This window comes from Daejeonella sp. (assembly GCF_017495225.1).
In the GTDB taxonomy this organism is placed as follows: domain Bacteria; phylum Bacteroidota; class Bacteroidia; order Sphingobacteriales; family Sphingobacteriaceae; genus Daejeonella.
Genome location: NZ_JAFEIG010000033.1, coordinates 279627 through 302499 on the forward strand (window position 1 = coordinate 279627; position 22873 = coordinate 302499).

A 22873-nucleotide genomic window follows, 5' to 3' on the forward strand; every position below is an offset into this window, starting at 1 on the left:
TTAATAATTTTCAATAATAATTAGATATTCCTCTCCTATAATTTCTTTAGGTAAATAAATATTGTTTATTTTCATAAATCTTTTTGTGATAAGTATAAACAATAATATCTAATGGCTATAGAAATTAAAACTAAAGGCGAATTATACGATGTCTGTATTGTAGGTTCAGGTGCAGGTGGGGGAATGGCGGCGAAAATCCTAACAGAGGCAGGTTTAAAAGTCGCATTACTTGAAGCAGGTCCTGATTATGATCCTGCTAATCCAGAACAACAAACACAACTCAAATGGCCTTATGAATCGCCTAGAAGAGGTGCTAGCACAAACCGTGCTTTTGGCGATTTTGACGCAGCATATGGAGGTTGGGAAATTGAAGGTGAGCCTTATACTCAAAATGAAGGTTCACAATTCGATTGGTTTAGATCCAGAATGCTTGGAGGTCGTACTAACCATTGGGGAAGAATATCTCTAAGATTTGGACCTAATGACTTTAGGCGTAAAGATATGGATGGCTTGGGCGATAATTGGCCAATTGGATACGATGATGTAAAGCCATACTATGACCGTGTAGACAAAATGATAGGTGTTTTTGGGACTAAAGAAGGAATTTATAATGAACCAGATGGTTATTTTCTTCCTCCTCCAAAACCTAGGCTTCATGAGCTTATGGTAAAAAAGGCAGCAACTAGTATCAATATTCCTGTTATTCCTTCCCGTTTATCCATATTAACTAGACCCATCAATAAAGATCGTGGAACTTGTTTCTTCTGTAATCAATGTAATCGTGGTTGCTCAGTACATGCTGATTTTTCTTCTTCAACCTGTTTGGTTAAACCAGCACGTAAGAGTGGCAATGCAGATGTTTATGTAAATGCCATGGCACGTGAGGTTTTAACGAATAAAGAAGGACTTGCAACAGGTGTTTCTTATGTTGATAAAACTGATATGCAAGAATATCAGGTAAATGCAAAGGTGGTAGTTTTAGCTGCAAGCGCTTGTGAATCAGCACGTTTACTGTTGAATTCGAAATCTTCAGCCCATCCTAATGGTTTGGCCAATTCAAGTGGAATGGTAGGTAAATACTTACATGACTCAACTGGTTCTTCTAGAGGTGCTTTCATTCCGCAGTTGATGGATAGAGAACGTTATAATGAAGATGGGGTTGGTGGATTACATTTATATATCCCTTGGTGGCTTGATAACAAGAAACTAGATTTTGCTAGAGGTTATCACATAGAGTTCTGGGGTGGTATGGATATGCCTTCTTATGGTTTCGGCTTCGGAATGGAGAAAAGAAATGGTAAATTCCCAGGCAAAGACGGTAAAATGAAGTCGGCGGGGGGTTATGGAGCATCTCTTAAAGATGATTACCGTAGATACTATGGTTCAACTGTTGGTTTTGCGGGTAGAGGTGAAAGTATTCCTAGAATTGAAAACTATTGTGAAATTGATCCAGGAGTAGTTGATAAATATGGTATTCCTGTTTTAAAGTTCAATTATAACTGGACTGATCAAGAGATCAAGCAAGCTAAGCACATGCAAGATACCTTCGAAGAACTTATTCATGCTATGGGTGGCGTTGCAAGTGGTGATAAACCTGGTGAGGATCGTAAATACGGACTAGAAACACCAGGTAGAATCATACATGAGGTAGGTACTACCCGTATGGGAAATGATCGTAATACTTCAGTATTAAACAAGTATAATCAAGCTCATGATGTAAAAAACCTATTTGTGGTTGATGGTGGTGCATTTGTTTCTCAGGCGGATAAAAATCCTACATGGACCATCCTAGCCCTATCTATGCGCGCATCAGAATACATCGTTGATCAGTTAAAAAAACAAAATATTTAATCAGATGAATAGAAGAGACTCACTCAAAGCATTAGCTGTAGGAACGGTTAGTGTAGGTACAATTTTAGCCACTTCATGTGATAAAAAAGATGACGCGAGCAAAGGCAAAGCCGGTGTATATGGTAGAACGCCTGAAGAGAAACTGATTGATGAGAAGTTGATGTCTGAGACATTCTTCACTGCGGCAGAGCTTAGTACAATCACTATTTTGGCCGATATTATCATTCCTAAGGATGAAAATTCAGGGAGTGCCAGTGATGCAAAGGTTCCTGAGTTCATTGAATTTATTGTTAAAGATCAACCGAGGTATCAGCTTCCAATGCGTGGCGGATTAAAATGGCTTGATGTTAAATCGCTTAAGCTTTTTAAGAAATCCTTTGCCGATGCAAGCAAAGAACAGCAAATTGAATTAGTAGAATTAATTGCATTTCCTGAAAAGGCCGCTCCTGAAAATTCTGCAGGGGTAAGCTTCTTTAATACTATGCGTAATTTGACTGCTACTGGATTCTTTACAAGTAAGGAAGGTATCGCAGATATGGCTTACAAAGGAAATCAGCCCAATGCATGGGACGGTGTTCCGGACAAGGTTTTAAAGCAGTTTGGTTTAGAATACGATCAAAAGACTTTAGATGAATGCCTAAAAATGGAAGATCGTGGCAAAATTATGACTTGGGATAGTTAATCAATTTTGACTAATTGCTACAAAACAAAAAACACCTTTATATCAAATATAAAGGTGTTTTTTTATGTCTTTAAATTTTTTATTTAGCCTTAGCTTTCGACTTATATTTAGGGAATTGAGGTTTCCCTTGAGGGTTAATTTCAGGAGATCCTACCAATGTCATTGCAGCGCGGAATCCAATTTCTGCACTACCTTCATCCTGTTGCATGAATCTTCTTGTTGCAGGATTTAACCAGTATGCTCTGTCATTCCATGAACCACCTTTATAAACACGTGAACGATCGTTTACAAGGCTTGTAATTCCATAAAGATTTGCGTTAACCGTGTCTTTAAATCCTCTAAAATCAGGCTTATATGGTTTTCCTGAAAGGGCTGATGAATCAGCTTTGGTACCCTTGCCTTGTAATTCAGCCCATGTTTGTTTCTTAGAAGATGGTGCTGGATCTTTAATCGGACGGCCATATTTATCTTTCGCATAAAGACCTTTTTGCTTATCAGTTAAACGCTTGTTAACAAATTCATTTCCACGGTAAGGGTTAAAATCAGCGAAATCTTCAAAGCTTAATTTTCTGTAAACATCGGCAGTCCACTCACTTACGTTACCAGCCATGTTATAAAGTCCGAAATCATTAGGAATATAATATCTTACAGGAGCAGTAATATCAGCCTTATCATTCAAGTATCCACCGGTACCCATATTATCACCATCGCCACGCTTAAAGTTTGCGTAGATCATACCCTGAGTACGTTTCTTTGGAGAACGAACACCTAAACCATTCCAAGGATAAATTTTACCATCAGCAATATTTTCATATTCAGTATTACCTGCAAGAGATAATGCAGCATATTCCCATTCAGCTTCTGTTGGTAAGCGATAAGGTTGTTTTAAGATTCCATCTTCTAAACGAACAGGTCTAACAGGACCACCTTTTCCAGTGGTAGCAGTTCCAGCTGCTGCCGAATTAGGATTTAGATCTTTTTTCATTTTTTTTCCGTCGATACCCTCACCACGGAATTGACCATTTAAATAAATGTCTGTGTTAAATGGATCCTTTGCAGTAGTAGTTGCTGCTGGAGCTCCTCCTTTTCCACCACCTGCAAGAGTTTTGTAATCCAATAAATAACCACCTCTTCTTAAAATCTCTTCATTTACACGATCTGTACGCCAAACACAATAATCATTTGCTTGCTCCCAACTTACGCCAACAACTGGATAATCCTGAAATGCAGGATGTCTTAGATAATTATTTACGTATGGTTCATTATAAGAAAGAGGCTGTCTCCAAACAAGTGTATCTGGAAGTGCATTATAATAATATTCTGCATCAGTTGGATAAGTACGCTTAATCCAGTGTAAGTATTCTAGCCAGTCAACATTAGCTACCTCCGTTTCATCCATGTAGAATGAAGCAACAGTTACCCTGCGGCGAACATTGTCAAATTCATAACCTAAATCTTGGTTTAGACTACCACCCATAACGAAAGTTCCACCTTCGATGGCAATTAATCCTGGTCCGGGACCAGCCTTAACTTTGTTATTAACTTCAAAACCTCCATTGTACTTATTGTTATAAGCCATGCCAGTTTTTGAGGAAGATGAACTCGTAGTTTTTTTACAGGATGTTGCTATTCCGAGTAGAAATAATCCCGCTGTAAAGTATATTGTAATTCTTTTCATTGATTTCAGTAATTGGAGCAATAATTTGCTAAAATACAAAATTGCTTAATACCACCAATGGATTTTTTTCATATCGCTTTATGGTGGCTTTTAGGCGAGTTAACAATGGTTATTAATATGATAAAAATTTATTTCTTTTATTTAATTATTGCAATAAACGTCTCTAATTCACCATTATTATATTAATTTTCCATCAAAAATAAATCCGCCGCATTTTACGCTAATATTTATATTTATGGTCGGATATTTGATAATTAACTATAATAAATTTCTGAATAAGACATTTTTTTTAAAAATATATATTATTTAAAACAGCAAAGCGTTCATTTTAATCGTTTTCATATTAAATATATGCTTATTATTGCTTATATTTAAAACACAAGAATTTTAGATTTGCTTGATTTTTTTACAATAATGATCAAAAAGCGTTCGTTTTTTAATTCTTTATTTGCATTTACCCTCGGATTCCCTGTTTTGCTTGTGGCACAAACTACGCAAAGCGATGGGAAACGTATAAATACAATAAAAACGGCTGCTCCTTTTTTACTTATCACTCCCGACGCTAGATCTGGGGCAATGGGTGATGCTGGAGTTGCAATTTCGCCTGATGCAAATTCATTGCATTGGAATCCTGCTAAATTAGCTTTTCTAACTAAGCCAACTGGGATATCTGCTTCATACACACCATGGTTAAGAAATTTGGTGCCAGATGTTGATTTGGGATATCTAACACTTTACCATCGCTTAGATAGTCGAAATACTATCGGCGGTGCTTTGCGCTATTTTTCTTATGGCTCTATTCAACTTACTGATAATAGCCAGAATGATATTGGTGTGTACAGTCCCAATGAGTTTTCTATAGAAGGCACCTACGCAAGAAAATTTGGCGATAATTTCTCAATGGGTTCATCAATTAGATACATTAGGTCAAGCTTGAGTAATGGTCAATTCAATGGTCAGGAGATACAAGCCGCCACAGCACTTGCTGCAGATGCTTCTGCATATTATAAAGAAGGAACAGTGATTTTTGGAACCGATGCTGAGCTTGCTTTAGGAATAAATATTTCAAATATAGGCTCCAAGATGAGCTACTCTGATAATGGCACAAAATCTTTTCTTCCCACTAATATGAAAATTGGAGGTGCTTCAACTTTTATGTTAGATGATTTGAGTACCCTAACCTTTGCTCTTGATTTGAATAAACTTTTGGTGCCTACCAATCCAATTAGAGATGCAAATGGTAGGATTATTAGTGGTAAAGATCCTGATCGGTCGGTTCCATCTGCTATTTTCGGCTCTTTTAATGATGCACCTGGTGGTTTTTCTGAAGAATTGAGTGAAATTAGTTATTCCTTCGGAATGGAATATTGGTATAATAAACAATTCGCTCTTCGTTCTGGATATTTTTATGAGACCCCAACAAAGGGCGATAGAAGGTATTTCACCTTAGGTGCAGGCTTGAAATATAATGTATTTAATCTTGATATTGCCTACCTCTTGGCAAATCAACAGACCAGTCCCTTAGCGCAAACACTGCGCTTCTCATTGGTGTTTAATTTCGGAAAATAAATAATGAAAATCAGAGTTGGCTTTGGGTTTGATGTACATCAATTGGTTGATAATCACCCATTTATTTTAGGCGGTGTAAAATTGGATCATCCTTCAGGAGCTTTTGGGCATTCGGATGCGGATGTTTTGGTACACGCAATTTGCGATGCATTGCTTGGAGCAGCTAATTTACGTGATATTGGTTTCCATTTTTCAAATACCGACGATCGCTGGAAAGGAATAAGTAGTCTAATTCTTCTTAAAGAATGTGTTTCTTTATTAAATCAAAAGGGCTGGAATGTGGGAAATATTGATGCTATGCTCTGCTTGGAAGCTCCTAAAATAAATCCACATATCCCCGAAATGAAGGTTAATATCGCTCAAGCTGCAGGTATTAGTGAGGATGATATCTCTATCAAAGCAACAACAAATGAAACAATGGGCTTTATTGGTAGAAAAGAGGGATTAGTGGCTTATGCTGTTTGCCTAATTGAGAAGTCGGCTTAAAAACTATTTATTTTTTTCTTGTGGCATTACCTGACTAAAGTCGGCAGTGCATTTACCACAATTACTCGCACATCCTGCCTTGCTTTTCATGCCTTTATAAGCCAAATTACCCACATAAAGTAGAGCCAGAGCAAATAAAACAATAACCGCTATTAATTGAATGTCCATATTCAAAAATACAGTTTTTTGGCAAATTATTGGTCAGGGGGATGTAAATTCAATTCCTCAAATGACATTCAATTAGGATTTGAATCTGCTCATTTGATATTTAAAGCTTAGCCTTATTTGTTGGATTGGGTTTTGTTTCCATCTCCTTAAATTATCATCTTATGGAATTCTCCTTTATAAATCGTACCTTTGCAAAAAATTTAAGGTAATTTTTTAATGCAAAAAATAAGAAACATAGCGATCATCGCTCACGTTGACCACGGTAAAACTACATTGGTTGATAAAATTTTACACCAAACTAATTTGTTCCGTGACAATCAGGAAACTGGTGATTTGATACTAGATAATAATGATCTTGAACGCGAACGTGGTATTACCATTGTCTCCAAGAACGTTTCTGTTAGCTACAAAGGTGTCAAGATTAATATTATTGATACTCCTGGTCACGCCGATTTCGGTGGTGAGGTAGAGCGAGTACTTAAAATGGCTGATGGGGTAGTATTACTAGTTGATGCTTTTGAAGGTGCCATGCCTCAGACTCGATTTGTGACTCAAAAAGCACTTTCTCTAGGTCTTAAGCCTGTAGTAATTGTAAATAAAGTTGATAAAGAAAACTGTCGCCCAGAAGAAGTTTACGAATCAGTTTTTGAATTATTCTTCAACCTTGAGGCTACCGAAGATCAGTTAGATTTCCCTGTACTTTACGGTTCTTCAAAGCAAGGATGGATGAACCACGACTGGAAAGTTCAAACTGAAGATATCACTCCATTATTGGATACTATTTTAGAGCATATTCCTGCGGCACCAAGTTTTGATGGTACCCTTCAGATGCAAATCACATCATTGGATTATTCTTCTTTCGTTGGACGTATCGCAATTGGTCGTGTAGCGCGTGGTGTAATTAAGGAAAACCAACCGGTTTCTTTAGTGAAGCGTGATGGAACAATTCAAAAATCAAGAATTAAAGAATTATATACTTTCGAAGGCTTAGGAAAAATTAGAGTTCAGGAAGTTTCTTCAGGAGATATCTGTGCCGTAGTTGGTATTGATGGCTTCGATATTGGTGATACTATCGCCGATTTTGAAAAGCCTGAACAACTAGAGGTTATCAAGATTGATGAGCCAACAATGAATATGTTGTTCACCATCAATAACTCACCAATGTTTGGTAAGGAAGGAAAATTTGTAACCTCACAGCGTTTACGTGAGCGTCTTTACAAAGAGATGGAGAAGAACTTAGCTCTTAAGGTTGTTGAAACAGAATCGCCTGATTCATACTTAGTGTATGGTCGTGGTATTCTGCATTTATCAGTTTTAATCGAGACTATGCGTCGCGAGGGTTATGAGCTTCAAGTGGGACAACCACAAGTTATCATTAAGCATATTGATGGGGTTAAATGTGAGCCTATCGAAACGCTAATTGTAGATGTACCGGCAGAGGTTTCAGGTAAAGTAATTGAACTTGTAACTCAACGTAAAGGTGAATTATTAATTATGGAGCCAAAAGGTGATCTTCAGCATTTAGAATTTGAGATTCCTGCTCGTGGTATCATTGGATTACGTAATAATGTGTTAACAGCAACTGCTGGTGAAGCAATTATGGCGCACCGTTTTAAGGCTTATGAGCCTTGGAAGGGTACAATCCCTGGTCGTTTGAATGGTGTTCTTGTTTCTATGGAAAAAGGTTCAACTACCGCTTACTCTATCGATAAATTACAAGATCGTGGTCGTTTCTTTGTTGAACCTGGTGTTGAGGTTTATGAGGGACAAATCATGGGTGAGCATATTCGTGATAATGACTTAGTTGTAAACGTAGTAAAAGGAAAAGCTTTAACCAATATGCGTGCATCTGGTACTGATGACAATACTCGTATTGCAACAGCTGTTAAATTCTCTTTGGAAGAAGCAATGGAATATATCCAAGCCGATGAGTACATAGAGATTACTCCTAAAAGCATGCGTTTACGTAAGATTTACTTAACTGAAAACGAACGTAAGATCAATGCTAAGAAGTTTGTAAATCAATAACAGAATTCTTTAGCAAATAAAATAAAGGCTCGGTGTAAACTGAGCCTTTTCTTATTTAAGGGTGTGAGCTAAGAAAAAAATTGCCACCTTTAAAAACAAATTAATTATTTTGTTTTAATGAAGTTTCCAGCGGTACCAGGCTTCGACCAACAAGCATTTAATAAATACCTGAAAAATACGGGCTGGCTATTTCTTGCCCGTGTGGGTAGCTTAATTATTAAAATTCTTGCTGGAATTGCAGTGGCTAATTATCTTGGTCGTGCAGATAATGGATTATTGAACTATCCGCTTGTTTTCGTAACTTTTTTTATTGCTGCTGCTGCATTGGGTCTTGATGGTTTCATCACACGCGAATTACTTGCATCGCCAGCTAATAAAAATAAATTATTAGGAACGGCTTTTCGAATGCGTTTTTTTGCAGGCTTAATCATTATTCCTCTGGCTGCAGGTGCTTTCCTAATTTTTAAAGGTAATAACTCCGAAATTCCTCTAAGTTATATTCTAATTGCATCCTGCATAGGTTTAGCGCAGTCATTAAATATTATCGATAGCTATTTCCAGTCGCAAGTTCAAGGAAAATATGTGATGATGGTCCAAGTGGCGGGCAATCTGCTCTCTGCGGCCTTAAAACTAGTGCTGATTACCATTTCTGCCCCTTTATCTTGGTTCATCTGGACTTTGCTTGCCGATGCGGTATTAATTGGTATTGGATATTTATTTGTGTATAGACTAAGGTCTAATAAGGTTTCGGAATGGCAATTTGAGGGTAAATTAGCCCAATATCTTCTGAAACATTCATGGCCATTGGCTTTTTCGGCTATTTTGGTGACTATTTACATGAAAATCGGTCAGCTGATGGTTGAAAGTTTTTTAGGAGTATCTGCCCTTGGGGTCTATTCAACGGTGGTAAACTGGAGTGAAAGTTGGTATTTTATTCCCGTGGCTATTGTTAGCTCTATTTTTCCAGCTATCATGAATGCGCGAAGAGATGACCCTATTCGCTATCAAAAGAGATTAAGAGATCTTTATGATTTGATGATGGTGATTAGTTTGACGATTGCGATTTTCATGACCTTTGCCTCCCCATTTATCTATACTTATTTTTACGCTGCCGAGTTTGCTGAAGGAGCTAAAATCCTCTCAATTCATGTCTGGGCAGGTGTTTTTGTCTTTTTGGGGAGTGCTAGCGGACAATATTTAATTGCCGAGGGCTACACTAAATATTCTTTATACAGAACAGGCGCTGGTGCAGTTGTGAATGTAGTTTTAGGTTTTTTATGGATACCTTTGTACGGACTTCAAGGAGCTGCATTTGCAACATTGATTGCTTATTTTTCGGCAACTTTCTTTATTCTTGTCTTTCCTAAGACTCGAAATCAGGGAATAATAATGCTGAAATCATTATTTTTAATTTCACTCATTCAAAAAATTGTAAAGCGTTGAAAAGAACGGAATCTTACACCAGTTTATTAAATCCTGCAAGGGTAAAAACCTTGCTTTCTTTCGGTATTAAGGGCTATTTATCCCAAATTGGATGGTTTAAAGCTTTTGAAACCAAATCGGCTATTGGTCGTGATGGTGAGCCTATTCCATGGGTTACTTATTCCTTCATCGACTTTATTTCAGATCGTATTCAAAAAGATCATTCTGTATTTGAATTTGGTTCTGGTAATTCAACTTTGTACTATGCAAAGCGTGCTAAAAAAGTGGTCTCTGTGGAGCATGATGAGAAGTGGTTTGCTAAAATATCATCTTCCAAAGCGGAAAATTCAGAAATGATATTTTGTGAGTTGGAGAAGGGTGGAAAATACAGCAAAATGCCCGCCAGCATGGATGAAAAATTCGATATTATTATTGTGGATGGCCGCGATCGTGTAAATTGTTGCCTTGAATCTTTATCCGCTTTGAGCGATAGAGGAGTGGTGGTTTTAGACGATTCAGAGCGTGAGCATTATGATGAAGCAATCAAATTCTTTAAAAATAATGGATTTAAGGAGCTTTCATTTAGTGGAATTTCACCGGGACTGTTTTATCTTAAATCAACATCGGTATTTTATAAAGATTCTAATTGCTTGGGTATTTAATTAATGGGTTCTAAATGATTATTTATTTAAATTTTCCTGCAAATTTTAAAATAAACGAATAAAGCTATATCGCTATGAAGGCCATACTTTTTTCAATTCCATTACTAATCGTTTTTTTTCTTCAGTTAATTTCTGGAGGGAGGATTCATGATTTGACTTTGAGTAATCCTTCTTTTGATACTGTTGGGCTTAAGGATGAATTTTCTAAATCGCCGGTACTTTCTGCTGAGGAATCGATTAAAAGGATGATTTTGGAAGATGGCTTTAAAATTGAAATTGTTGCTGATGAGCCTCTTTTAAGTTCACCTGTAGCCATGCTTTTTGATGAGAAAGGCCGCATTTGGGTGGTTGAAATGGAAAATTATATGCCTGATACCTTGGGTACAGGTGAGGATTTGCCGACTGGTAAAATTGTGATTCTTAGCGATAAAAATGGCGATGGTAGAATGGATGATAGGCAGGTATTTCTTGATTCTCTCGTTTTACCTCGTGCCTTCAGTTTCTATGAAAATGGCATTTTGGTTGCAGAATCACCGAACTTATGGTTCTATGAAATTTCAAATGATAAACCAGTGTCTAAAGTTTTGGTTGATGCTAAGTATGCCGAGGGCGGAAATGTAGAACATCAGCCCAATGGTTTGTTAAGAGCATTAGATAATTGGATTTACAGTGCAAAATCAGGAAAGCGTTACCGCAAATTTAATGGGAAATGGCTGATTGAAAGAACGCATTTCAGAGGACAATGGGGAATTTCGCAAGATGATTATGGACGACTCTTTTACAATAATAATTCCGAAAATCTTCAAGGCGATTATTTTAATCCGGGATTAGGTGCTTCCAATGAAAACCAACAACGATTGGCGGGTTTTTCAGAAAGCATCATCAAAAATAATCGAGTTTTTCCTATCCGTCAGACACCAGGGGTAAATAGGGCTTATATGGAAGGCATTTTAGATGATAGCCTTAAATTGGTGAATTTTACTGCTGCCTGCGGACCCTTAATTTTTAATAGTGAACTATTTGGAGATGCCTATTATGGCAATGCATTTGTTGCAGAACCAGCAGGAAACCTAATAAAACGCAATATTTTATCGAATTCCGGTTATGTCGTAAATGGGAAGCAAGCCTATGTAGATCGTGAATTTTTAGCAAGTACAGATGAAAGATTCAGACCAGTAAATTTGAGTCTTGGTCCCGATGGAGCCCTTTATATCGTAGATATGTATCGCGGGATTATTCAGCATAAGACCTATTTAACACCTTACTTAAAAGGTCAGATTAAAGCCAGAGATTTATCCAAACCACTCAATTTTGGTCGTATTTATAAAATTGTCCCGAAGGGCTTAAAGCCTTCTAAATCAGGTAAATATTTAGACAATAAGCGCTTGGTTCAGCAATTTGAAAGCCCAAATGGCTGGCTTAGAAATAAAGCACAACAGTTAATTGTGGATTCAAAAAATAAGCAATTTGAAAAGCCACTTAGAGATTTAATTAAATCTAGTGAAAGTCCGCTAGCTGTAATTCACGCTCTTTGGGCGCTAGAAGGACTTACTCTTCTCAAAAAAGAGGATGTTCTTACTTTGCTAAAATATAGCGATTGGACAATCCGCATGCAGGCCTTGAGCTTAGTCCCGTCAGTAATTAACAAAGAGAATTATAAGGAGTTTTTGGCTGTTTTCAGATCAATGCTTGTCCAAAATGATGCCTTAGCGGCACCTTATATTGGATTTTTAAATCCATTTATTGCTAAATATGATCCTTTAGTTGCAAGACAGCTTTTAATAGATCTAGCTAAAAAATATCCAAATAATAGTTTTACAGCCGATGCGGTGATCAGCAATTTGGCTAAAAAGGAATCTGAATTTGGGAAAGAGCTTGCAGCAGATACAAGTACTGTTATTAGTAAGCGTTTGAAAAAAGTAATTGATGATCTATCAAAGAAGAGTGAATCTACGGTTGATGTTTCTAAGGAATATCCTAAGGGAGCTAGTCTGTTTCGTTCGATATGCCAAACCTGCCATGGTGCCGATGGGAATGGAATAAATGGCTTGGCACCTCCTTTAAATAAGTCGGAATGGGTAACAGGCGATAAAAGTAGATTAATAAAAGTTATACTTTATGGCTTAGCCGGACCAATAAAAATTGGAGATAAAGTGTATAAATCGCCAGAAATTAGCGGCGAAATGCCTGGTATTGCTTCCAATACTAGTTTTTCTGATGAGGATATCGCAGAAGTAGCTAATTATATTAGAAACTCTTGGTCGAATAAGGCGGATAAGGTTACGAAAGAATCGGTTAGTGAAATACGTGGGAAATATAAGGGGAGAGAGAAGGCGTTTACGGAGGGGGAGTTGAATTAGTAAATTTGTTATTTAATTTTAGATGATATATAAATTTTCTAAAAATTAAACCTAGTAATATTATTTACAAGAAAATAATAATTGTTCAAGATGATTAATAAGCCACAAAATTCATTGAAGTCAGAAGAATTGGATTATTGTGTTCAATTGCAAAGGATGGAAATTATTGCGAAAAAGCTTGTTACTGAATCGAAAATAGTTAGAGATGAATCGATAAAAGTGCTAAGAGAATTTGAAGAAATTGACAGTTATGATTGCAAAAAAGGTTAATTAAAAAAATCGGAGAATTACCAAAAGAGCTTTCAGAACGTGTTAAAGAGAATCTTAAAATAGTTTTGGATTTAGACGAATAAATAAGTCTCGGTTTGCTTGAAGAAAGAGCTATTAAAAACCCTATTTTCAGACAACAGTTGGAAGATAACAAGGTTAAAATTTATAATTCTAAATTTACACATTAATAGAGGTCTTTTATTCGAGACCCAAATCATAAATCATGCAAAATTTTGCTCCAATAGCACTTTTCGTATATAATCGGCCGGAACATACTCGGCGAACGATTAAGTTTTTACAGCAGAATTTATTGGCTGAAGAATCAAGGCTTTATATTTTTTCTGATGCTGCTAAAGACCTTAATAATGAGTCGCTTGTAGCTGAAGTAAGGGATATTATTCGCTCATTTGAAGGTTTTAAGCATATTGAAATTGTTGAGCGTCAAAGTAATTTAGGGCTCGCCAATTCGATTATTGATGGAGTGAATCGCTTGGTAAAGGACTACGGTAAGGTCATTGTTTTTGAAGATGATTTAATCAGTTCTATGTACACCCTTACTTATTTTAACGATGCTCTAAATCGCTATCAGAATGAAGATAAGGTGATGCATATTGGTGCTTATATGTATCCTTTGAAGGAAGAGAATTTACCTGAGACCTTCTTTTATCGTGCGGCTACGAGTTGGGGTTGGGCGACTTGGGATCGTGCATGGAAGCATTTTGAGCCTGATATCGACCTGATAATCAGTCGCTTTGATCAAGAAAAAAAACATCAATTTTCTATTGAGGGCACTATGAATTTTTGGAAACAGATTCAAGAATTCAAGAGTGGTAAGAATAATTCTTGGGCTATACGTTGGTATGCATCAATATTTTTGAGGGGGGGACTAACACTAAATCCATCCAATTCGCTCATCAATAATATTGGGCATGATGGTTCTGGGATTCATTCGGGCATGAATGATATTTACCACGTAATTATAAATCCGCGCCCTATTCAATCGTTCCCCGAGAAAATTGAAGAAGATCAATTAGTCTATCATTCTATTAAATCTTTCCTTAAAAATCGTAAGGGAAGCTTCTGGCAAAGAATAATTCGCTTTGCTAAAGAGAAATTAAAGAAGTTTTAGGCTTTCATTTTGGCTTCCAATAGAATGTAAGGCGATAGGGCTTTCGATTCAAAAGGAAATATTTTAGTGAAGACTTTTCCGATATACCAAATAGATTTGATGAAGGCTTTTGTGAGGATAGATTTTTGATCTTTATTTTCAAGCCAAACACTGTATTTGCCTATGTATGAAGCTTTTATAACTTCTAGGCCTAATTCTTCCATAAAGTTCTTGAGCAATTTCGGATCCATACATTCGATGTGGTGTTTTTCATAATTATCCCGATCGAATGTTTTTTGAACCCATCCATTTACCCCTCTAAAATTTGGTAAAGTAATAAAAAGGGTTCCGTCTGGATTTAAAAATTCCAAGTGTCTGGCAATGATATCTTTGGTATCCTTAAAATGCTCAATTAATCCGCAAGAAAGCACTAAATCATATTTTTCTGTTGCCTTATATTGAAATAAGTCTGCTTCAATAAGCTTGATATCATGTTCTTTTAAATTATTTTTCTCCAGAACCTTTTTTAGGATTCCGGGATGAATAAAATAGTCGAATAAGGTGCTTTCAACCTTTAGGTATTTTTTTAGGAAAATGGAGTAATATCCTGGAAAACCACCTAATTCGATTGCAGTTTTACTTTTATCTCTAAAAACTACTTGTTCCAAATATTGATGAAAAAGATAATTTTTATCGATAGAAATGGCCAAATCAGGTTTTGATTCCCAATAGTTAGTCCAAAATGTACGGTCGGTTAATTGATTCTCCATGTAAAACAAAGAAAACAAAAAGATTAGACATGCGCATAAATTTAAAGAGGAAATATGTTTGAGTTTGAATTCATCCTAACAATTAGCGTTATGAATTGTATTTTTGGCTAGTGAAAATCATCCATTTAAATACATACGCCGGAAACGGAGGTGCGGGCAGGGCTTGTATGCGGCTAAATAAAGCTTTGCAGGCAGAGGGAGTGGATTCTGTGCTGGCTGTAAATTTTTTATTTAAGGATAACCCTGAGGTGGAAAATCTTTCGAAAGGCTTCTTTTCAAAATGGTTTAGCGCTGCAGGTATTATTTTGGAGCGGATTATAGCTAAACTGTTCACTAAAAATGTACCGATTCCCTTTTCCTTTCCAGTTTGGGGTAAAGATATTTCTCGACTAAAATTACTGAGGTCGGCAGATATTATTCATCTCCATTGGATCAATCATGCATTTTTGCGCCCTGAAGATATTGCGCGCTTGTCGAATTTAAATAAGCCCATTGTGTGGACTTTCCACGACAGTAATGCCTTTACCGGTGGTTGTCATGTGCGTTATGAATGCGATCATTTTTTGAAAGAGTGTGGAGATTGTCCTGTTTTAAAATATTCGGGTGCAGATGACAGCTCACATCGTATCTGGAAAAGAAAATTGAATGCTTACAGTAAATTGAATTTGAACATCATCGCACCAAGTCGCTGGATGGCCGACTCGGTAAAGAAAAGTAGTTTATTGGGTTCTGCACCTGTAGTAAATATTCCTAATACATTGGATATTAGCGTGTTTAAGGCAAGTGATAAATCGGATGCCCGTGAGAAGTTGGGCTTAAGCACTCAAAAATTTATGTTGATGAGCGGATTTATGCCATCGCGTAAGGATCTCCATAAGGGCACATCTTATTTGAAGGAGGCGATTGAACTTTTCATTAAAAATCATGAAATTTCACCCGAATCAGTCGAATTGATTGTATTTGGGAACAGAGACGAAAAGAATGTTCCTGATTTTCCGATAAAAACTACTTTCTTAGGAACAATTTCTGATGATGAGAAGCTAGCTTTATGTTACAGCGCTGCGGATGTTTTTTTAGCGCCATCCTTGGAAGATAATTTGCCCAATACGGTAATGGAAAGTTTAGCTTGTGGCACTCCGGTAGCTGCTTTTACCACGGGGGGAATTCCTGATATGGTGAACCATAAATACAATGGCTATTTGGCTGAGTATAGGTCGGCAGTTGATTTGGCCTCAGGCATTGCCTGGATTTATAAGGAGGCCAATAGAGCTGAATTGAATTTACATGCACGAAAAACAGTTGAGGAGTATTTCTCGGAGCAAATTATTGCCCAAAAGCATATAGAATTGTACAAATCTTTGTTAAATAAGCATGTTTCAACCTAAATTAAGCGTAATTACGATAGTTTATAATAATGTGCGTGATATTGAGCGCACGGTGCTTTCAGTGCTCAATCAAAGCTATTCGAATATTGAATATCTGGTGATTGATGGTGCCTCGAATGATGGTACTATGGATATTCTTAGGCAATATGAATCTCGTATTACAAAGCTTGTTTCGGAGCGAGATAAAGGTATTTATGATGCCATGAATAAAGGTTTGGCCTTGGCTACAGGAGATTATGTTTTATTCATGAATTCGGGAGATGAGATTTATTCTTCCAAAACAGTTGAAAATATATTTGCTAGTGGTGACGATGCTGATATTTATTACGGTGAGACAGAAATGTTTGATGATGCTTGGCAAAGCTTAGGTCGGAGGAGGCATAAAGCACCCGAAGCTTTCACATGGAAGGATTTTAAATATGGAATGAGTATTAGTCACCAGGCTATTTACATCCGTAAATCCCTCACTGAGCCTTACGATTTAACTTATAAACTGAGTTCCGACATCGATTGGATATTGAGAGCAGCGAAAAAGGCAAAGAAAATTGTTAATGTGAAGGCTGTTGTTGCTAAATATCTTGTTGGGGGCATGTCAAAGAAGAAACACCGGCAGAGTTTGGCGGAGCGCTTCTCGATTTTTGTGAAGCATTACGGCTTAATTCCTACTATTTTTAATCATTTGCTTATTGCCTTTAATCTGGTTTTCTATTATTTGAGGCATAGAAGGACGAATGATTAGTTGGAGATATGTTTGATAAGGGCGGGGGTAAACCCCGCCCCGACTGTATTATTTAAGCTTTTATTTATTTAAGCTTTTAATTCTTTTCTTTTTACTTCCAAAAATATCGCATATCCCAATGAAAGCACTAAAAGTATCGAAGCAATTAAAGAAATAATCTCTCCAGTATAATAGGATGTAGGTTCAAACTTAAATTCCAGCTTATGGTTGCCACCTGGCAATTGCGCAGCACGTAAAATATAATCTGCACGGAAATAAGGTATCTTTTCTCCATCTACATAAGCATTCCAGCCTTTATCGTACCAAATTTCTGAGAATACTGCCAAGGCATCACGCCCTGTTGAATATTCATAAGTCATGTGATCGGGGTGATAATTTGTTAATCTAATGAAGCCATTAGCATCAAAACCAGTTTTCTTTGTATCAATAAGTGGCTTAAATTTCTCATCTACAACCATTACCTTTTTAGGGTCGAAGCTGCTGATTGCTATCATTTCTTCATCGGCATTTTTTACGTATTCTACTTGCTCTACAAACCAAGCATGACCCGCTGCACTTGAGCGATTAATCATGGATTGTTTATCTCCACTCTGATTGGTAGTGATTAAGTACTTGGTATTCAGCATGTCTAGAACATCCTCATTGATTGCTCCATTAAACTGTTTGTCTAATACTTCTTGAAAACGCTTTAGTTTAGCAGCATGGTAACCTCCAATATTCTTGTGGAAGTAAGAAGGAATTGAGTTTGAGAATGGATTTCCTTGGGTAAGATCAAACACTCTGTAATAAGATTGATCTCTCATAATCAGTTGATCCACATCCCTAGCTTGTGTTTGCTGCGCTAATACATTATCTTCAACAAATTTCTCATTATTTAAGTAGCGTTTATCGATATTCCAAAGGTCGAATAAAACGATTACCGCCAAAGCAATAAATACAATTTGTGGATTTAATTTCTTCTTAATAAGCGCCCAGATTAATCCTGCGCCCAGTAAAACAAATATTAATGAACGGAAAGCATCTGCTCTAGCTAAACTAATTCTATCCTGAACTAAAGCATTTGTGATGGCATCGGCAAAGCCCTTATCGCCATTGGTTATCTGCATTAATCGCTCGGTGAAAAATCCATCATTTTGAGATTTGAAGCTTAAAAATGCATCAGGTAATACCATCAAAATTAGCAAGATACCGCCGCTAATAGCCAGGCTATACACCAAGCTTTTCTGTAATTTCTGTGGGGTCTCGTTTTGAGTGCTAGCCTCTTTTACTGCTAAAATCGCTAAAACTGGGACTAAGAAGGCAACAATTACCAAAATCGACTCAACAGCTCTAAATTTATTGTAGAGAGGGAAATAGTTAAAGAATAGATCTGAAAGGAATGGTAAATGTCTTCCAAAAGAAAGTAAAAGGCATAAAATACTCGCACTTAAAATCCACCACTTAATTCTGTTTTTTACTATAAAAAGTCCCAAAATGAATAGAAAACAAATACTGGCTCCAAAATACCAAGGACCAGAAGTAAATTGTTTATCACCCCAATAGGTGCTTAAGCCTACGGTAGATAATTGCTGAATAGCGGGTACAATTTGCTCTGCTGGGATGCCTTTTGAAGATAAAACTTTTGCTATTTCCGACTTTTCGTCGAGGTTTGCACCCGAAGCACCACCGTAAATATTGGGAGCTAAAAAAGTAAGGCTCTCACCTACACCCTGACTCCATTGATAGGCGTAATCACGATCCAATCCATTGCTTGGTGCTGATTTATCGGTAGTTAAATTTGACTTACCACGAATAGTTTCTGTGCTGTACTCGTAAGTGGTCCATAGCATACCCGCATTAACAGCTACAGCAAGCAAAGATGCTACTACCAGGTAACTAAATGATTTAATAAAGTCCTTAGTTTCTTTATTTTTTAGGGCATGATACAATTCAATTCCCACATAAATTAGTAGTGCGATGAACAAATAATAGGTCATCTGAATATGATTCGTTCTAATTTCAACTGCTAAAAACAGAGCAGTTAAAACAGCCCCCAAGAGGTATTTTTTTCTAAAAGTGAGGATGATACCCGCAAAAATTGGTGGGAAAAATGCGATTGCCATCGCTTTATTGCTATGACCTGCATCAATAATTTGAAAATTATAGGATGAAAATGCAAATGCAATAGCACCAGCTGCAGCTAGCCAAGGATTAATTCTTAGGACGCAGAATAATAAATAAGCGCCTAAAAGGTATAAAAGAACAGTGTCAATAGGATTTGGGAAAACGGTCTTAAAAAATGAAATAACATAAGTTGTTACGTTATTTGGATACTGAACCCAGATTTGGTAAGCTGGCATACCTCCAAACATCGAATTAGTCCAGAGTGGACCTTTCCCATCTTTTGCTTTATAATCCATGATCTCTTTTTGCATGCCCTTGGCCATGAGGACATCACTTTGGTATAAGGATTTACCTTGTAAAGCGGGACTGAAATACACAAAGCATAGTGCGATAAATATTCCTATAATGGCTAGATGTACACCATTGTTTTTAAACCAGTTATTCATTCTGCATAAATTAGTTGAATGTCAAAAATAGAAAAAAGCTCAAACCTGCAATGCTTGTAATTGAGCTTTGTGAAAATAAATCTATGGAAATTATTGATTTCTGCGAAATTAAGCTTAAAAACAAGCTTTTTATCGTCAAGATTTTTTAGAAATAAGAAATTATTTGGAATCAGGGAGTTTTAATCTCTTCGTATTCTACAAAATCGCCAGCATCTTCCACCTTCGACTTAGCCTTTGGAGGCATATAATCTACTCTGATGCGACCATCGGGACTAGGATTTTGTTGTTGATACCTTTGATTGGCTTGATTTTGTGCTTTGGTAATGATATTCTGAAATAATATGGGCAAGAGCAATCTTACAATCATTTTGATCAGCCATAAAATACAGATGGTAATAAATAGAAATTTTAATAATCCCATGTTAAAAAATTATATAATGCAAAGATAAGAGATAAATTTTTGATTAGCCTTTCAGCGCATTAAATGTTACAATTATTGATCATATTTCTTCTTCGATAGAAATTACACGACCCACCTGACCATCCTCTAGCCTAACTTTTATTCCGCGAGAATGAAAGGCTGCACTTGTCAGTATGCTTTGAACAATTCCCCTTGTTTTCTTGCCGCTGCGTTGATCTTTTTTTAGGATAATATCAACCTCTAAGCCCGGAAAAATATCTTTTCTATTCTGACCGTTCATTCATTTAAATTATTGATTATCAATATAAATTCACAATTATCCTGGAAAACGTTCCCCCATAATTCGTTCCAGTGCATACATTTCATCTCTCAATTTAGCTGCCAAAAGGAAGTCCATTTCTTTAGCCGCAAGCACCATGTCCTTCTTAGTTTTATCAATTGATTTCTGAAGTTCTGGCTTGGTCATATATTGAACAATTGGATCTGCGGCTAAATTATCCGTCATTTCCTTTTCGATATAGGCTTTTTGAACACCCCCTTTGAAATCCATAACCGAGGTTTGTTCAATGATTGCTTCGCGCGATTTTCCAACAGTGCGCGGCGTAATGCCATGTTCCACATTGTATTCCATTTGTTTCTCACGTCTGCGGTTGGTTTCATCTATCGTAACCCGCATGCTATCTGTAATTTTATCGGCATACATAATTACACGGCCCCGATCATTTCTAGCAGCCCTACCAATGGTTTGAATCAAAGCCCGCTCAGAGCGAAGGAAGCCTTCCTTGTCGGCATCTAGAATGGCAACGAGAGACACTTCTGGCAAATCTAAGCCTTCACGGAGTAGGTTAATCCCAATTAAAACATCAAAAACACCCAATCGTAGGTCTCTGAGAATTTCTACACGCTCCAATGTTTTTACTTCGGAGTGAATGTATCTCACTTTTATTCCTAGGCGATCCATATATTTTGTGAGTTCTTCCGACATGCGCTTGGTGAGGGTTGTCACCAAAATACGGTCACCCATTTTAACTGTTTTATCGATCTCATCAAGCAGGTCATCTACCTGATTACCAACGGGTCTAATCTCAATAATGGGGTCTAAAAGTCCGGTGGGACGAATAACCTGTTCCACAAAAACACCCTCTGTACGTTCCATTTCATAATCGCCGGGCGTAGCGCTCACATAAATGGTTTGAGGGGCAAGCGATTCAAACTCATTGAAATTCAGCGGTCTATTGTCTAATGCGGCAGGTAATCGGAAGCCGTAATCAACTAAAGAAAGCTTTCTTGATCGGTCGCCACCATACATAGCCCGTATTTGCGGAACGGTAACATGGCTTTCATCAATTACCATGAGATAATCCTTTGGGAAATAATCCAAAAGGCAGAAAGGGCGCATACCGGGTGTTCTTCCATCAAAAAAGCGCGAATAATTTTCGATTCCGCTACAATATCCCAGCTCTCGAATCATCTCTAAATCATAATTCACCCTTTCTTCTAGTCGCTTGGCCTCTAAAAAGCGTTTTTCATTAATAAATTGCTGCTTTCTGCTTTCCAGCTCTTCCTGAATAGACCAGATAGATTCTGTAAAACGTTCTTTTGGCGTCACGAATAAATTGGCCGGAAAGACGGCTAAGTGCGTCATTTTTTCGATTGTTTTTCCTGTTTCTGGATCGATGGCGCTTAGCTCTTCGATATCATCCCCAAAGAAAGAAACGCGATAGGCAAAATCCATGTAGGCTGGATAAATATCTACGGTATCGCCCTTTACGCGGAATGTTCCACGGCGAAAATCGGTAGTAGTTCGGGAGTATAAAATTTCTACTAAACGATGTAAAAAGGCATTTCGGCTCACTTTTGTACCCACTGCAAATCGAAAAACTGAATTTGCGAAATCTTCAGGATTTCCCATACCGTAGATGCAGGATATAGATGAAACTACGATGATATCCCTTCGCCCCGACATGAGTGCAGAGGTAGTACGGAGGCGAAGTTTTTCAATTTCTTCATTGATTTGAAGATCCTTTTCAATGTATGTATTTGAAGAAGCGATATAGGCTTCCGGTTGATAATAATCGTAATAGGATACAAAATAATTGACTGCATTTTCCGGAAAAAACTGCTTAAACTCGCCATAAAGCTGCGCAGCAAGCGTTTTATTATGGCTAAGAACAAGAATTGGTTTTTGTGTTTCTTGCACCACATTGGCAATGGTAAAAGTTTTTCCTGAGCCAGTTACACCCAATAAAGTTTGATAGTGGTCGCCATTATTTATTCCTTCAACCAGCTGTCTGATTGCTTCCGGCTGATCGCCTGTAGGTTTATATTCGGATGTGAGTTTAAATTCCATGGGATATTACAAAGATAAGAAAGTTGTAGCGAGTATTTTGGGCAGGTTTTGTAAGATTGTTCTTTAGTCGGACCGACCAGAGGAAATTTTGTGTCTCTGCACCTTTGCTAGATCATGTCTGGGAAAATCCCCTTGAATCTGCGAGAGATAAAATTATCTCCCATCAAATCAGAATATAAATCTGCTACACGCACAAAAAAATGCTCCCGCAGATTAATGCGGATGAGCGCAGAAACAATCTGCGGAATTCTGCGATATCTGGGGGAGAAATTGGCTGGTACGGTGACAACACCGACCAGAGGAAATTTTGTGTCTCTGCGCCTTTGCTAGATCATGTCTGGGAAAATCCCCTTGAATCTGCGAGAGATAAAATTA

The 22873-nt window shown here is 37.2% G+C and carries 19 protein-coding genes; 12 read left to right on the forward strand and 7 right to left on the reverse strand.

Translation table 11 applies throughout. From position 1 onward, the window contains the following. Positions 1-111: 111 nt before the first annotated feature. Together QZ136_RS12900 and QZ136_RS12905 are read left to right on the forward strand one after the other, a co-directional pair. Positions 112-1851 (forward strand): GMC family oxidoreductase, encoded by a 1740-nt coding sequence (locus tag QZ136_RS12900; protein WP_291404257.1) that lies wholly within the window; start codon positions 112-114, stop codon positions 1849-1851. Between the two features lie 4 nt (positions 1852-1855). Next, positions 1856-2533, forward strand: a complete 678-nt coding sequence (locus QZ136_RS12905) for a gluconate 2-dehydrogenase subunit 3 family protein (RefSeq protein ID WP_291404259.1) — start codon at positions 1856-1858, stop codon at positions 2531-2533. 79 nt (positions 2534-2612) lie between these two features. Here QZ136_RS12905 and QZ136_RS12910 read toward each other — a convergent pair whose 3' ends face one another. Next, positions 2613-4211 carry an SUMF1/EgtB/PvdO family nonheme iron enzyme gene (locus QZ136_RS12910; RefSeq protein ID WP_291404261.1) on the reverse strand — a complete coding sequence of 533 codons (1599 nt, stop codon included), beginning with the start codon at positions 4209-4211 and terminating at the stop codon, positions 2613-2615. Positions 4212-4625: 414 nt separating this feature from the next. On the opposite strand from QZ136_RS12910, the gene porV reads away from it, so the two are divergent. Further along, positions 4626-5780 (forward strand): type IX secretion system outer membrane channel protein PorV, encoded by a 1155-nt coding sequence (gene porV / locus QZ136_RS12915; protein ID WP_291404263.1) that lies wholly within the window; start codon positions 4626-4628, stop codon positions 5778-5780. Between the two features lie 3 nt (positions 5781-5783). Next, a complete protein-coding gene (ispF, locus tag QZ136_RS12920; RefSeq protein WP_291404266.1) occupies positions 5784-6266 on the forward strand; it encodes a 2-C-methyl-D-erythritol 2,4-cyclodiphosphate synthase in 483 nt (160 codons plus the stop codon). A 3-nt stretch (positions 6267-6269) separates the two neighbouring features. On the opposite strand, the gene QZ136_RS12925 is transcribed toward ispF, so the two are convergent. Next, positions 6270-6434, reverse strand: coding sequence for a FeoB-associated Cys-rich membrane protein (locus QZ136_RS12925; RefSeq protein WP_291404268.1), 165 nt, complete (start codon positions 6432-6434; stop codon positions 6270-6272). A 216-nt stretch (positions 6435-6650) separates the two neighbouring features. Here QZ136_RS12925 and typA point away from each other — a divergent pair, with 216 nt between their 5' ends. The 6 genes from typA to QZ136_RS12955 all read left to right on the forward strand — a co-directional run bounded on the left by typA (position 6651) and on the right by QZ136_RS12955 (position 14305). Then, positions 6651-8462, forward strand: a complete 1812-nt coding sequence (gene typA / locus QZ136_RS12930; RefSeq protein ID WP_291404271.1) for a translational GTPase TypA — start codon at positions 6651-6653, stop codon at positions 8460-8462. Positions 8463-8579: 117 nt separating this feature from the next. Beyond that, positions 8580-9905 carry a flippase gene (locus QZ136_RS12935; protein WP_291404273.1) on the forward strand — a complete coding sequence of 442 codons (1326 nt, stop codon included), beginning with the start codon at positions 8580-8582 and terminating at the stop codon, positions 9903-9905. Further along, positions 9902-10546 carry an FkbM family methyltransferase gene (locus QZ136_RS12940; RefSeq protein ID WP_291404275.1) on the forward strand — a complete coding sequence of 215 codons (645 nt, stop codon included), beginning with the start codon at positions 9902-9904 and terminating at the stop codon, positions 10544-10546. Before QZ136_RS12935 ends, QZ136_RS12940 begins: the two co-directional genes overlap by 4 nt. Positions 10547-10620: 74 nt before the next feature. Further along, a complete protein-coding gene (locus QZ136_RS12945; protein WP_291404277.1) occupies positions 10621-12906 on the forward strand; it encodes a c-type cytochrome in 2286 nt (761 codons plus the stop codon). Between the two features lie 90 nt (positions 12907-12996). Further along, complete coding sequence (locus tag QZ136_RS12950; RefSeq protein ID WP_291404278.1) at positions 12997-13176, forward strand: hypothetical protein; 180 nt, start codon at positions 12997-12999, stop codon at positions 13174-13176. A gap of 223 nt (positions 13177-13399) precedes the next feature. After that, complete coding sequence (locus tag QZ136_RS12955; protein ID WP_291404280.1) at positions 13400-14305, forward strand: sugar transferase; 906 nt, start codon at positions 13400-13402, stop codon at positions 14303-14305. On the opposite strand, the gene QZ136_RS12960 is transcribed toward QZ136_RS12955, so the two are convergent. Then, entirely contained in the window at positions 14302-15054 is a 753-nt protein-coding gene (locus QZ136_RS12960; RefSeq protein ID WP_291404281.1) for a class I SAM-dependent methyltransferase, read from the reverse strand. The two genes, QZ136_RS12955 and QZ136_RS12960, sit on opposite strands and share 4 nt — an antisense overlap. 110 nt (positions 15055-15164) lie before the next feature. Between QZ136_RS12960 and QZ136_RS12965 the strand changes: the two genes are divergently transcribed. Together QZ136_RS12965 and QZ136_RS12970 are read left to right on the forward strand one after the other, a co-directional pair. After that, positions 15165-16439, forward strand: coding sequence for a glycosyltransferase (locus QZ136_RS12965; protein WP_291404284.1), 1275 nt, complete (start codon positions 15165-15167; stop codon positions 16437-16439). Next, positions 16426-17178, forward strand: coding sequence for a glycosyltransferase family 2 protein (locus QZ136_RS12970; RefSeq protein ID WP_291404286.1), 753 nt, complete (start codon positions 16426-16428; stop codon positions 17176-17178). Before QZ136_RS12965 ends, QZ136_RS12970 begins: the two co-directional genes overlap by 14 nt. 68 nt (positions 17179-17246) lie before the next feature. Here the strand turns inward: QZ136_RS12970 and QZ136_RS12975 are convergent, their stop codons facing one another. From QZ136_RS12975 to uvrB, 4 genes are all read right to left on the reverse strand, one after another. Further along, entirely contained in the window at positions 17247-19727 is a 2481-nt protein-coding gene (locus QZ136_RS12975; RefSeq protein ID WP_291404288.1) for a YfhO family protein, read from the reverse strand. Positions 19728-19896: 169 nt separating this feature from the next. Then, the gene (locus QZ136_RS12980; RefSeq protein WP_291404290.1) at positions 19897-20148 is read right to left on the reverse strand and encodes a DUF4834 domain-containing protein; all 252 of its coding nucleotides are present in this window, start codon (positions 20146-20148) and stop codon (positions 19897-19899) included. Between the two features lie 79 nt (positions 20149-20227). After that, positions 20228-20428: a YwbE family protein gene (locus tag QZ136_RS12985; protein ID WP_291404292.1), complete on the reverse strand. Its 201-nt coding sequence runs from the start codon at positions 20426-20428 to the stop codon at positions 20228-20230. Positions 20429-20464: 36 nt separating this feature from the next. Further along, a complete protein-coding gene (uvrB, locus tag QZ136_RS12990; protein WP_291404294.1) occupies positions 20465-22498 on the reverse strand; it encodes an excinuclease ABC subunit UvrB in 2034 nt (677 codons plus the stop codon). Positions 22499-22873 lie beyond the last annotated feature (375 nt).